10 protein-coding genes and 1 riboswitch are annotated in these 13,726 nt (G+C 41.3%); of the genes, 7 read left to right on the top strand and 3 right to left on the bottom strand.

All coding sequences use genetic code 11. The annotated features are described in order from the left end of the window. Positions 1–160: 160 nt before the first annotated feature. Entirely contained in the window at positions 161–682 is a 522-nt protein-coding gene (locus L4D78_RS17900; protein ID WP_428468199.1) for a peptide-methionine (S)-S-oxide reductase, read from the top strand. Between the two features lie 114 nt (positions 683–796). Next, positions 797–1,807: an acyltransferase gene (locus tag L4D78_RS17905; RefSeq protein WP_428468200.1), complete on the top strand. Its 1,011-nt coding sequence runs from the start codon at positions 797–799 to the stop codon at positions 1,805–1,807. A gap of 75 nt (positions 1,808–1,882) precedes the next feature. On the opposite strand, the gene L4D78_RS17910 is transcribed toward L4D78_RS17905, so the two are convergent. Next, a complete protein-coding gene (locus L4D78_RS17910) occupies positions 1,883–3,787 on the bottom strand; it encodes a PhoX family protein (RefSeq protein WP_428468201.1) in 1,905 nt (634 codons plus the stop codon). A 242-nt stretch (positions 3,788–4,029) separates the two neighbouring features. Next, positions 4,030–4,129, top strand: a riboswitch (purine riboswitch). A gap of 97 nt (positions 4,130–4,226) precedes the next feature. On the opposite strand from L4D78_RS17910, the gene L4D78_RS17915 reads away from it, so the two are divergent. Further along, complete coding sequence (locus L4D78_RS17915) at positions 4,227–5,558, top strand: NCS2 family permease (RefSeq protein WP_428468202.1); 1,332 nt, start codon at positions 4,227–4,229, stop codon at positions 5,556–5,558. A 339-nt stretch (positions 5,559–5,897) separates the two neighbouring features. Beyond that, positions 5,898–7,472 carry a BCCT family transporter gene (locus tag L4D78_RS17920; protein WP_428468203.1) on the top strand — a complete coding sequence of 525 codons (1,575 nt, stop codon included), beginning with the start codon at positions 5,898–5,900 and terminating at the stop codon, positions 7,470–7,472. An 85-nt stretch (positions 7,473–7,557) separates the two neighbouring features. On the opposite strand, the gene L4D78_RS17925 is transcribed toward L4D78_RS17920, so the two are convergent. After that, the gene (locus L4D78_RS17925; protein ID WP_428468204.1) at positions 7,558–8,316 is read right to left on the bottom strand and encodes a 3'-5' exonuclease; all 759 of its coding nucleotides are present in this window, start codon (positions 8,314–8,316) and stop codon (positions 7,558–7,560) included. Beyond that, positions 8,316–10,196 (bottom strand): DUF294 nucleotidyltransferase-like domain-containing protein, encoded by a 1,881-nt coding sequence (locus L4D78_RS17930; protein WP_428468205.1) that lies wholly within the window; start codon positions 10,194–10,196, stop codon positions 8,316–8,318. Before L4D78_RS17930 ends, L4D78_RS17925 begins: the two co-directional genes overlap by 1 nt. Before the next feature lie 240 nt (positions 10,197–10,436). Between L4D78_RS17930 and L4D78_RS17935 the strand changes: the two genes are divergently transcribed. The 3 genes from L4D78_RS17935 to L4D78_RS17945 all read left to right on the top strand — a co-directional run bounded on the left by L4D78_RS17935 (position 10,437) and on the right by L4D78_RS17945 (position 13,700). Further along, a complete protein-coding gene (locus L4D78_RS17935; RefSeq protein ID WP_428468206.1) occupies positions 10,437–10,955 on the top strand; it encodes a GNAT family N-acetyltransferase in 519 nt (172 codons plus the stop codon). Positions 10,956–11,177: 222 nt separating this feature from the next. Then, positions 11,178–11,936, top strand: coding sequence for a metal-dependent hydrolase (locus tag L4D78_RS17940; RefSeq protein ID WP_428459869.1), 759 nt, complete (start codon positions 11,178–11,180; stop codon positions 11,934–11,936). Between the two features lie 132 nt (positions 11,937–12,068). After that, positions 12,069–13,700 carry a methyl-accepting chemotaxis protein gene (locus L4D78_RS17945; RefSeq protein ID WP_428468207.1) on the top strand — a complete coding sequence of 544 codons (1,632 nt, stop codon included), beginning with the start codon at positions 12,069–12,071 and terminating at the stop codon, positions 13,698–13,700. Positions 13,701–13,726: the final 26 nt, after the last annotated feature.

The raw sequence follows: 13,726 nt of genomic DNA on the forward strand, positions 1-13,726 counted from the left end.
CGTACTGTCAACTACCGTGAAGAGTTGATGGTCGATGAAGCTATCAATACAGGATATATACCTTACTTAAGCGCTCTCATTCCTCAGAACATGTATAATTTTTTAAGAGTGAGTTACGTTTTAAGTAGCAGCTGTTGCATTGGTTTAAAGGACTTATACTTTGAATGATAAAAGAATTCAGCAAGTTGGTTTTTCTGGTGGGTGTTACTGGTGTATCGAAGCGGTATTTCAATCGCTAATCGGAGTTCGTTCTGTACGGCAAGGCTGGATAAAACCCATTAATGGATTAAGCTATACCGAAGGGGTGTTTATTGATTTTGACCCTGATGATATATCGTTAGAAGTGCTCATTGCGGTACACCTTCATACCCACGATTGCACCACTAGTCATGCACTGCGCTACCGATACCCTTCAGGTGTTTATATTTTGAACGAAGCGCAACGCACAGCGGCTATGCGAGCAATGGCGCTGAATCAAGCCGACTTCACGAAGCCCTTGTTAACTCGAGTGTATGATTTTGGCGATTTTAAGTTGAGTAAAGAATCACAATGGGATTATTACTACTCTGATCCCCAAAAGCCATTTTGCCTGTCAAAAATAAACCCTAAACTACAGTTGTTGCTTGCCCGATTTTCTGATCATATTAGCGATGAAAAACAAGCGATCATCCGAGGTGTATAGAAAATTGGAAGTAATAAAACGTACTTTTAATTACCTGACTAGATATTACCTGTGTTCGTACCATCAATCTTCCTTTGGTGGTAGACTTTAGAAAAAATTGATGGGGTTCTGTTTTTGTGGGCTGATAACTTACGAGTGTTTTCTGTTTTTGCTGTGGTTTTATTACACGTCGCTTCTGGTTTTGTTAGTGATATTGATATAGCTAACCCTATATACGGTAGTCGTAGCTGGTGGGCTGGTAACATATATGCTTCTATAACTATGTGGTGCATCCCTTTATTTGTAACTGTTAGTGGTTATTTCTTACTAAATAAAACAGAATCAAATGTTGTTTTTTTCAAAAAAAGAATAAAGAAGGTTCTGATCCCTCTCTTATTTTGGTCTTTGTTTTATTCGCTTTGGGTGGTTCTTAAGTATTATATTAGAGGTGATATATCTACAGCCTACTTTACGGTTGCTAAAGGGTGGGCGCTTGGTGAACCTTACTATCACCTTTGGTATCTTTTTATGATACCTTTTTTATATCTAGTGACACCTGTTCTAAGGGTTATTATAAACGCACTTAAACAAAAGGAATTTTTCGCATTTATTAGCGTCTGTTTTGCATTAGCTATGCTATCTGCTCTTTCAAATGTTGTTCTTTTATATTTTGATTTGAGCGCTAAAGTTAGCTTGTTTACAAATGACTTTTTAAGTTATTTAGGCTACTTCTGCTTGGGTGGATATATCGCCAAGTATAGAGTTAAGGCCAATGTTAATTGGTGCTTAGCGATATTTATACTGGCTTTATTGATTACTATTAGCGGTAGCTATTATATAACACACCTTTATTTTTACTCATATTTAAGTATTAATATTACTGCTGCATCCATAGCATTGTTCTTCCTAATTAGAGAGTACGCCAACAACGACTTGAAGTTAAGTCGTTTCGCGGTTCATAGTTTTGGCATTTATCTTATACATCCACTTTTTATAAAATCAATATCCTCGTTTGGTGAACAGTGGTTACTAGAGAAGATGGATGTATATTTATATATATTGTTAGTGGCATTTTTAGCCTTTTGTCTATCGTATATAACCGCTTTTTGCATGAGTAAAGTGAGATATTTAAATCGATGTATCTAGTGCGAAAAAAAAGCAGACCATGATGGTCTGCCAAACTACTTTATGCAGGTGTGTATTTTCGTTATTGGAATATTTTTACGCCGCGCCGATAATGCCACCATCAGTGCGAGTGATGCGAATAACAGAAGATCGTGGTATTGATTTACCGCCATCAGGGAAATGTGAGGACGCTAAATCTTCACCTGGATGCTGAACGCCAACAAACATGGTTGTTTGGTCTGGGCTGAATGTTAAACCAGTAATTTCACAAGCAACAGGGCCAGTTAAAAAGCGGCGTACTTCACCTGTGTTTGGATCGCCGCATAGCATTTGATTGTTACCCATGCCTTCGAAATCACCTTTATTCGAGTATTTACCGTCAGTTTGAATCCATAGGCGACCTGCGTTGTCAAAACCGACACCATCAGGGCTATTAAACATGTTATCTGCATTAATGTTGTCACTACCGGCCATTAACCCTTCATGTACGGTTGGGTTGCCAGCAATTAAGTAGAGATCCCAATCGAAGTTTTTCGAGGTATGGTCTGAGCCAGAAGGTGACCAACGAACAATGTGGCCATACGGATTTTTTTCTCGTGGGTTAACAGCATCAACCGGTTGGTTAGCTTTAACGCCGCGGTACTTGTTATTGGTTAACGTACAGAAGACTTGCTGATTTTTTGGATTGATGGCAACCCACTCAGGACGGTCCATCGTCGTTGCGCCAACCTGTGTTGCCGCTTTACGTGCGAAAATCAAAATTTCAGCTTGGCTAGCAAAACCGTTTTCGGGTGTAAGCCCATTTTTACCATGTGTAAGCTCAATCCATTCACCTTTGCCTTCTAGCTCACCTTCTTTAGCTGTGAATTTAGCGACATATAATGTGCCTTCATCTAGCAAATCACGATTGGCTGCTGGGTTAGATGGATTGTATTTATTTTTAGAGACAAAGCGGTAAAGGTGTTCACCACGCTCGTCATCACCAAGGTACACAACCACATAGCCATCATTGTTAATTGTTAATGCGGCATTTTCGTGTTTGAAGCGACCAAGGGCTGTTCGTTTTTTTGGTGTAGAATTTGGGTTCATTGGATCGATTTCAACAACCCACCCATGGCGGTGTGGCTCGTTAGGGTTTTTAGCAAGGTCAAATCGCTCATCATGCTTATACCACTGATAATCCCAGTCATCTTTTGATAAGCCGTAACGCTTATAGTTACTATCAAGGGCAGGGTTACTGTCGGAGCCAAATACGCCGTTGAAGTTTTCTTCACAAGTAAGGTATGTGCCCCAAGGTGTTTCACCGTTTGCACAGTTATTGAACGTGCCGAGTACCTTTGTACCTTTAGGATCTGCCGCCGTTTTCATGAGATCATGACCGGCAGCCTCACCAGTAATTTCCATTTCAGTATTAGCTGTAATACGACGGTTTAGGCGACCTTCTTGATTGATCACCCACTTGCCGTTCTTCTTATGAAGCTCAACCACAGAAATACCATGTGCAGCTTGAGACTTGAGTACATCATCAGCCGTTAAGTTTTTCCCTTGATGGCCAAATAGGTAAACATGGTTGGTGTATTCGTTATTCACAGATAATACGGCGCGATCATCGCTGATTTGAAAGAACGTCATGCCATCGTTGTTATCACCAAACTGTTGAAGCTGTGCTTTACTGTCTGCACCCTGTGTGAAGCTTGGCGCGCCTTTAAACATTGGGTCGCCCCAAGAGATGATGACATCGGCTTGATAGCCTTTAGGGACGACAATATTATCTGCAGTAGAAGCCGGAATCGCGTCAAAACCCAGTAGGTGATTATTCGTTTGTTTAGTACTGGCGATAGCTTGTGCAATTGGTGCAGAGGCAAAGAAAGCCACAGTACTTGTTGCCGTGCTTGCTTTTAGAAACTGGCGACGATTAATACCTTTACGAATTATGCCATTGAACTCTGGCTCTTCATTGCGTGGGTGTAGAAGGCTATCTAGGCGATCAAGACGACTCATTATTACTTCCTTTTTCTTATTAATTCCAACGGATAGTCGTTGGTGCGTAAAGCTGTTTTATGCAGTCAATCGTAAAGCGGTATTGTTTCACTTTTGTTAATGATTGATGACGGAATTTTGATTTTATTAGCAAGAAAATGAAAACGGTTGCGCAACCGTTTGCCTTGATTTGTTTCAAAGTGTTTCAATAATGACCGATCACACTTTTCAGTATTGTATTTCTTCCATATCACTATAAAATCCGCGCCAAAGACGGATTCTATTGTATATTTTTGGTGATATGGACCAAAAGTTTCTACTTCGAGACCTATTCTCGAAACTACAATTGAACATGCTAGCGACATTGTAGGCGCTCGCTGCTGCTCCAACCCTTGAATATCAATTTGATACCTGTCTTATACCAAGTGACAACTACTTTTAACACCTTAGGATCTTTGTTGTGAATCTGGATAAGATATTCAAGCTTACGGAACGTAAATCAACGGTTTCAACTGAAATTTACGCTGGTTTTATTACTTTTTTGGCCATGAGCTACATTCTTGCCGTTAACCCAGCCATTTTGGGTGATATTCCGGGGATGGACCGCGGTTCACTTTTCACAGCGACAGCGTTGGCTTCAGCATTAGCCACCTTAGTCATGGGCTTATGGGGTAATTATCCGGTCATGCTAGCGCCGGGTATGAGTATGAATGGCTTTTTTAAAGGCATTCTACTAAGTGGTTCTATTGCTCTGGTTTGGCACGAAGCATTATTGGGTATCTTCCTATCGGGTATTATTTACCTGATTCTTAGTATGACTTCGATTCGTAAGACTCTGATTGAGTCTATTCCTGAAGATTTGAAGCTTGCAATTTCGGTTTCTCTAGGCCTGTTCATTGCTTTTCTTGGGTTAAAAAACGCCGGCATTATTGTTTCAAACCCTATTATCTTAGTAAGCCTAGGTGATGTGACGAACCCGCAAGTTGCGATTGCGTATATTTCAACTTTCATTGCTTTAGGGTGCATGATTCGCAATATTAAACTTGCGACCTTCATTGCTTTTGTCTCTGCCATTGTATTAACTATGCTTGCCGATTTCTTTATGGGCACAAGCAATGCACCAATTCCTGATTCTATATTCTCATTGCCACCAAGTATTGCACCGACATTTGGGCAGATTTTTAACTTTTCTGGCTTTACACCTGAAAAGCTATTTGATTTGTTTTTCATTGTCCTTATCTTCTTAATCGTCGACTTCTTTGATGGCTTGAGCACCATTGTTGGGGTAGGGCGCGATGCCGGTATCATTGATAAAGACGGCAAGGTTCCAAATGCGAAGTCAGCATTGGTTGCAGATGCAGGCGGTACGGTTGTAGGTGCGGTATTGGGTACAACCTCTGTAACAGCATTCTCAGAGTCTGGCATTGCGTCGTCGCAAGGTTCTAAAACAGGTTTGAGTGCGGTTGTAGTTGCAGGGTTGTTTTTTGTCTCACTATTCCTTTATCCGGTATTCTCCATCTTCTCTGCTGCAATGGTTGCGCCAGCAATGGTCGTTGTCGGTGTATACATGATTGGCCGTATTGCAGATATAAGCTGGGATGTTGTTGAAGTACGTATAGCGTCTTTCTTTACCATTATGTTCACGTTGCTATCATTCTCACCTGCAAACGGTATGGCAATGGGCTTTGTGAGCTATGCATTCTCGATGGTTGTCGCTGGAAAGGGTAAAGAAGTACATCCATTAATTTACAGCTTAGCTGCGATGTTTTTGACGTATCTGATCTTCATCTAAGCGAAGAGTTTAGGTGATTAACTGAAGCGACCAAATTGGTCGCTTTTTTTAGGCTAATGCCTGTGACCGCAGAATGACAAAAACGCTGAGTAAATAGGTATAGCTCTAAGTATTTTAAAACTTTTTAGCAGGAAAATACTTAGATCACGAAATAACTGTGTGAATGTTTTTTATACTCTAATATCCTTATAAATGGAATTTGCGCCTAAAATTTAGTCGTTAATCGTTGATTTATATTAAAACTTGACATTGTAGTGGTGAGAATGGTTTGATCTATATGTTTTTCTATTATTTATAGGGCTAAGTATTCTTGGTGAAAGTTGTACCAAGTAGGGTTTAATGATGAGTAAAGTAGATAAGTACAGTATCGATAATACGGATTATACGGTAGGTCAGGATAACGTCCAAAAATGGGGGTTTGATGTTCATAATCCCGTGTTTGGTACCAGCGCTGGCTTGATTGTTTTGTTTTTGGTTGCAGTTTTAATCAGCGACCCTACTACAGCTAAAGAAACCCTTAACGGCGTAAAGAATGGCATCATCGATCACTTTGATTCGCTATTTGTTTGGGCTGCGAATATTTTTGTTATATTTTGTCTTGCTCTAATTGTTTCACCATACGGTAAAATTCGAATTGGTGGTCAAGATGCAGAAGCCGACTACTCTCGTATGTCTTGGTTAGCAATGCTATTTGCTGCCGGTATGGGTATTGGCCTGATGTTCTGGAGTGTTGCAGAGCCTGTTGCTTACTATACTGGTTGGTTTGGTACGCCATTGAATGTAATGGCAAACACACCTGAAGCTAGGGAATTGGCACTGGGTGCAACCATGTACCATTGGGGTCTACACCCATGGGCTATTTATGGTGTTGTTGCATTATCTCTTGCCTTCTTTGCTTATAACAAAGGCTTACCACTTTCCATCCGTTCAATTTTCTACCCAATTTTAGGCGACCGTGTTTGGGGTTGGCCTGGTCACATTATTGATATCTTCGCTGTTATCGCAACGATGTTTGGTTTGGCTACATCGCTTGGTTTAGGCGCACAACAAGCTGCAAGTGGTATTGAGCATGTCTTTGGCTTTGATGGTGGCATAGGCCTGCAAATTGGCGTGATTGTTGTTGTTACCATGCTTGCGGTTGTATCCGTTGCACGCGGTATCGATGGTGGTGTAAAGCTACTTAGTAATATAAATATGTTAGTGGCGATAGCGCTACTTGTATTTGTCGCACTTGCTAGCTTTGCGGTTTCTATGGGGACAATTCCAGCAACAGTGTCGGGTTATGCCGAGAACTTTGTAGCGCTAAGTAACCCACATGGTCGTGAAGATCAGTCTTGGATGCATGGCTGGACAATCTTCTACTGGGCTTGGTGGATGTCATGGTCACCATTCGTAGGTATGTTTATTGCGCGTGTATCAAAAGGCCGTACTGTTCGTGAATTTATGATTGCAGTTCTGATTGTACCGACACTTATTACGACCCTTTGGATGTCTGTATTTGGTGGTCAGGCAATTGATCAGGTCATAAATGGCGTTGGTACGCTTGGTGCGAACGGTTTAACATCTGTTCCACTAGCGATGTATGAAATGTTTGACTCACTACCAATGAGTTCATTCCTTTCTATTGTGGCGATTATCTTGGTTATGGTGTTTTTCATTACGTCATCTGACTCAGGTTCACTGGTTATCGATAATATCACCGCTGGTGGTAAAATTGAGTCACCAATGCCACAACGCATCTTCTGGGCTGCACTACTAGGTGCGGTTGCAGCAGTGATGCTTTATGTCGGCGGTACTGAAGCCATTGAAGCATTACAAGCAGGTGCCATTTCTACAGCATTGCCATTTGTATTCATTCTGCTGTTGATGTGTGTGAGCTTGATTATGGGCTTTAAAACAGAAAAGTTCCGCTAATCGAGAATTATCTACTCGTTTAGTCGTAAAAAGTAAAACGCCGCAAATTTTGCGGCGTTTTTTATTGCCTGTCGTTTGTGGAAAATCACAACCAAACTTCTGACAACGGTGTATCCGGCGAGAAGTGGTAAGCAATCTGGGCCTGTAATAGCTCAGCCGTTGCAAGCGCATCCGTTAGGGCATGGTGTGGTTGATAAGGCGGTAAACCATATCGTTGACGAGCCCGGCCTAAACGAACTGACCCAGGGCGAATGCCTTTCATACGGTTGATTAAGCCGCCAAATTTACGCTGTTGTATCGCCGATTCTATCGCAAGCGTGTCAATAACAGGGAAATGTATTCCTTCATTCAGCCGATCATGCAGCGCTTGATTCATGAACTCGCGCTCAATTTGCTTGTAGTGAACAACAACAATTTTTCCTGCTAATGAATCTAATACTTTCTCTAGAATTTTTAGCAAATCTGGTGCGTTTTCTACTTCCGAGTCTGTAATGCCATGAATAATAACAGACTCCTCTTCAAGCGGGCGATGAGGGTTAACAAACCACTGGGCTGAGTCACGACAGCGAATACGGTTTATGTTAAAAGGAATAACGCCAATACTGATGATGGCATCTTTTTTGGGGTCTAATCCTGTTGTTTCAAAATCAAGTGCGACGAATTCAACGTCTTTCAAGGGTGTTGAACCACTCGGCACTGGGGTTGAGTAATACTGTTTGATGCGCGTATCGGTTGCTGATTCAAGCAAAGTATTGAAGAATGTCGGCCATTCAGGGGTTGAACGGGTATTCAGCAGCTGACGGTTCGACTTTTTTGATTTTGAACCTGAAGATGTATCACTCATTAACGACGATTCCCTTGATAGCGGAATTTAATAAAGTTTTGAGCATTGCTTAGGATTTGGAATGCTGCTTTTAAATTTCGTCGTTCAAAATCTGACATGTTTTCAGGTTCAATGCTGTTATCAGCTTCGATCTCAGCTTCTATGTCGAGCGCTTGATGTCGAATACGTACCATGTAGATAAATTCCATCGCGTCGCGTAAATCTTGCCCTCGTCCTTTTGGTAAGATGCCAGAGTCAATGATGTCATCTAAACGTTCAAATGAATTCTGAGCACGAGAACCAACTGCCAGGGAGTGCACTCGAATGAGGTCAGCGAGTGGGGCTGTACCACGGCGTTTCAGGTTAATGGAATTTCGGTGCTGGCCGTCTTTCTCCATCACGAAGTCTTTAAAGAAGCCGAGTGGTGGTGTGCGAGTAATCGCATTTCGTGCTAAACAAGCAAGGAATCGGTTGTTTCTTCGTGCTCGACGAATAACAAAACCATTTAGCTGTTCAGCCCACTTTTCGCGCCCATAAACACCAGCAAGGTCGAAATAGATAGAGCTGTTAAGTAATGCTTGAGGCTTAGGATTATCTATCCATTCAGCAAAGCAGTCTTCCCATTGACTACGGGTTTTACGCCACTCAGGGTTGGTTGCCATAATGTCGCCAGTACAATAGGTATAGCCACAAGCTGCCAGTCCGTCACAGATAAAATGTGAAAACTTTTCGAAATATTCACCATGAATTTTTTCATCGTAGCTATCGTCTAAAATAAGTGCGTTATCTTGGTCGGTAACAATGAGTTGTTCATCCCTCGCCATTGACCCTAGGGCGATTAAGCAATAAGGAATCGGTGGCGGACCAAATTTTTCTTCAGCAAGTTCAGCGAGGCGTTGCTTGAAACTCCGGCCAATAACGGACATGGCGCTACCTACCATATGTGCATTGGCATCTTCATTTACCATACGCACAAAACAGTGTTTAACCTGTTCAGAGACGACTTGCAGCTCATCAATTGTTTGCTGCTGGAATATGGTACTGACGAGTAACAAGCTATTTTGTGATTCGTAACGAACGATATCTGTTAGCCCAATAACCCCGATTGGATATTTATTTCTTAATACGGGTAAGTGATGAACGTTATAACGCAGCATGGTTAACATTGCTTCGAAAACATAGGCGTTATGATCGAGTGAAATGAGCTCTGTGGTCATCACTTCAGACACTGGCGTTGAAATATCAATGCCTTCAGCTATTACACGCGAACAAAGGTCACGGTCAGTAATAATTCCGACTAAAGGGTCATATTCCTCATCACTATTATCCCGCTCAGGGTCGGTAATAAGTAACGATGAAACGCTTTCTTCTGCCATGGTCATTGCTGCAGTCTGAATCGACTCGTTCTTCGCAATCATTATGGGTTCACGTGCCAGTAGAGTGCGTACTTTTGATGTGGTTAAATCATTCTCTGCTGAGTGAGTAGATACCGCATTTCGCAATCGTGTATTTTCTTCAACTTCAACAAAGTCAGCAAAGGAATCAAATTCATCACACAGCGAATTGAAAATTTGTTCAGGGATACAGTAAACTAGTGTGTCTTCAATAGCACGAGCTGGCATTCGAACGCGATTACTCATCAATAGACCCATTTGTCCAAACAAGTCGCCTTCATCTATACGGTTATACAACTCACCTTTTCGACGGTAAATCTCTACGGTACCACTACGAATGAGGTATAAATCATGTATATCGTCTCCAAAATTTAAAACCATGGTATCAGCACGATAGTAAGAGACTTCAATATTCAGAGCGATATGCTTGAGGGCGTCTTCTGGTAATTGCTTAAAGGGGGTGTATTGGCTGATGAAGTTGAGAATTTCGAGCTGTTCAGCTTCCATGTGCTTTCCATATATTGCGCGTTCTTGTATGCGTTAAGTATACCGATAATCTTTAACTCTGTATGTTATTGATGGTGATGAATGAGAGGTTAACTCTCTAAGAACAAGGGACTATAGACGAATTCGAGGGCTAGAGGCCCGTCGCGAGAAAGTAAATTGACCACTACAATGATTGAACACTTGAAGCTATTCGATATTATAAAGGTTAAAGGACCACGACATTAGCTTACGGACAAGTATATGCACATCCAACCTTGTACTTATGAACAACATGCAGAAGCCATTCTGGATATTTTTAATGACGCCATTTTGAATACAACAGCACTGTATGAGTATGAACCGCGAAATATGCTTGTTATGAAGCGTTGGTTTAATACCAAAGTAACCTGTGGTTACCCTGTTATAGGTGCATTTGATCGTCATGGCGAGCTTATGGGGTTTGCGACATTTGGTCGCTTTCGTGAGCAACCGGCTTTTCAATTCACCGTGGAGCATAGCGTGTACATCCATCCTGATTTCAGGGGGAGGGGAGTTGCTAAGCAATTACTGGATGCCATTATTGATGCTGCAAAAACGCAAAATTTTCATGTTATGGTCGGTGCGATTGATGCGGAAAATTCGGCAAGTTTAGCGCTTCATGAAAAAAGAGGTTTTCGTAAGCAAGGCACGATTACGCAGGCTGGGTATAAATTTGACCGCTGGCTCGATTTGGTTTTTTATCAATATGATTTAGGAAAAACAAACGAGCAGTTTCAATAAGCGACTTACAGTGAGCCTTATCGATAGCATGTTATAAAACCCCAAACACAGTTAGTGACTAAAAAAGCATCATATGACGTCATGTTATTGTTAATTTTGTGATTTTTATTGCAGTCACATGCATTTACTACATAATACTGTTTATTTATCCAGTTTTGAGGCGGTGACTGTACATTAATGGAGTAAACTTCATTCTAGTGATAGTCGTGTAGTGTGAATAATGTGGCTAATTTCAAAACACATCTTGGATCAGCCGCGATAACCAGTAGTTTAGCGGCGACTGCGTTATTGTCTGCGGGGCATGTTGTACCAATAACAGCACTGTGGCTTATGCTGTTGGGTACAGTTGGTGGTTTACTGCCCGATATTGACTCAGATAACTCAACATCAATGAGTACATTATTCCGACTATTCGGCGGGTTGGTTACATTTAGTTTTGTAGGCCATATCTATCAAATGGTATCGATGCTAGAGCTTATGGTCTATGGCTGTTTTTGTTATTTAACTATTCGATATAATTGTAAGTCTACGCTAGAAAAAATAACGGTTCATCGCGGGTGCTGTCATTCATTGGCATTTATCCTCCTTTCGGGGCTATTTACGGTCTGGCTACTTTATTTGCTTGGCTATAATGATGTTACTGCGTGGCTCTCTGGCTGCTTTCTATTTTTTGGTGGTATTGTCCACCTGCTACTTGATGAACTTTATAGTGTTGATTTAGCGAACCGTCGGTTGAAGATGTCGTTTGGATCGGCATTAAAAGTATTCTCACCGAAAAACCCATTCTTAAGCGCGCTGCAATGCGTACTAATAGGTATGCTATATATTCATAGTCCCTCTTGGGATAGAACGGTGGTAGAGGTAAGTAATTGGAGTGAATTTCGTTTTAAGCCAGAATGGCTTAATCGCGAAGAGGTAACCCGCTTTTTTGACAGCGTTATTTCCTCAACCCGAGATGCAATGAATAACAAAGCAAGTTGATGTGGGTAAGTAATCGCAACAGTGGGCTTTCACTATTAATATATTGATAAGTATCAACATTCCTTTATGGATACATGTTAAAGTCCCCAGCTAAATATTTTATAAATAGCTATCTTTGAATGTAGGTTCCATATGTTGTTGAATATTAATAATATTTCAGTGAGAAAGCAGGTGTTGATACCTGTTCTGCTGATTTGCTTAATCATGTTAATCGCTTTTACGGTGGTTGCAAAGCAATCTGCTGCTCAGCGTGAGCGTAATAATGATGTTACATTCAATGCATTGCACCATAAGACCAACATTCAGCAAGTATTGGAAAACACGTTTAATATTCGAGTGAGTGCTATTTATGCATTAAATGATGAGGTCGCATTCCGTAACCTTGATCAGACTATACAGCAAGGGTTCAATGAGAATAAAACGCTGTTGAATAAAATTGCTGAGAATTCCGCACTTTCGAATGCTGTAAATAATGTGAATTCACGAACTGAAAGTTATAAACAATTTATTCAAAGTCAATTGAAACCTTTTGTGGTGAAATCAGCGAGCATGGGCGTTACTCAGCCTGAAGCTGAGCGTATGTCAACAAGCTTTCAATTAGCTGGTACAGAGTTAATTGATGCTATCGATCAATTATCGCTGGCTATTAATAATAATGTTGAAGTGCAGCTTCGTGAAGTGGCTGAAGATTATCGCCAAATGATGCGAAGCATCATGGTTATAATGTCAGGTATCGTTGCCATTGGGTTATTTATTGCTTGGTACCTTTCAGGTCGTATTGTTCAACCCATTGTTGCGGTAAGAGATGTATTGCGTCAACTGTCTCAAGGTAATTTGACGGTACGTTCACAAGAAGCGGGTGTTAATGAAATCGGTGAACTTAGTCGAGATCTAAATAACACGCTTGATAGATTGCAAGACACTATTTCTTCTTTAAATCGTATCAGTGAAGAAGTGTCGTCAGCGTCAACAGAGCTTACCGCTGTCATGGTTTCGGCACAAAATAATGCGCAGAGTGAACTTGCAGAGATTGAACAAGTTGCTTCTGCGGTCAATGAATTATCGAGTACGGCTGATAATGTGAGCACTAATGCGGGTGAAGCCGATACATGCACAAAACAAAGTCAGAAAATGGTCGATGAAGGTCAAAGTGTGTTCGTACAAAGCGAGCAAGCTAACCGTGAAACATCAGGTAAAATGTCTGAAGCCGCAAAAGTAGTATTGCACCTTCGTGAGCAAACAGGTCAGGTCAGTAAAGTTATTGATGTCATTCAAGGTATTTCAGAGCAAACAAATTTATTAGCCCTGAACGCCGCTATTGAGGCTGCACGAGCTGGGGCTTCTGGGCGAGGCTTTGCAGTTGTAGCGGATGAAGTACGCTTATTGGCAGCAAGAACACAAGATTCAACACGTGAAATACAAGCTATTATCGAAGATTTACAAGCACAATCGGTTAATGCAAACCAGGGCATGCAAGAATCACTGCAAATGTTAGAAGAGTCAGAAAATCTAACCAGTTTAGCAAATGAAGTATTTGAAGGTATTACTGATGCCATGAGTGTTATTGGTGACATGAACACGGAGGTTGCAACAGCGGCTGAGCAGCAATCGCAAGTTACCCAAGATATTAATCGTAACGTTGTGACGATGTCAGAGTTGGTTCACCAGAATGTGGTGGGTATATCCCAAAGTGCTAGCGCAAGTGAAGAGCTTGCCCAATTAGCAGAACATCAACGTAAGCAGCTTTCGTTCTTTAAATGCTAGTTGTGCTCTAGTTACTCGTTGTAGAT

It is taken from the genome of Photobacterium minamisatsumaniensis (assembly GCF_050336695.1).
Lineage (GTDB): Bacteria > Pseudomonadota > Gammaproteobacteria > Enterobacterales > Vibrionaceae > Photobacterium > Photobacterium minamisatsumaniensis.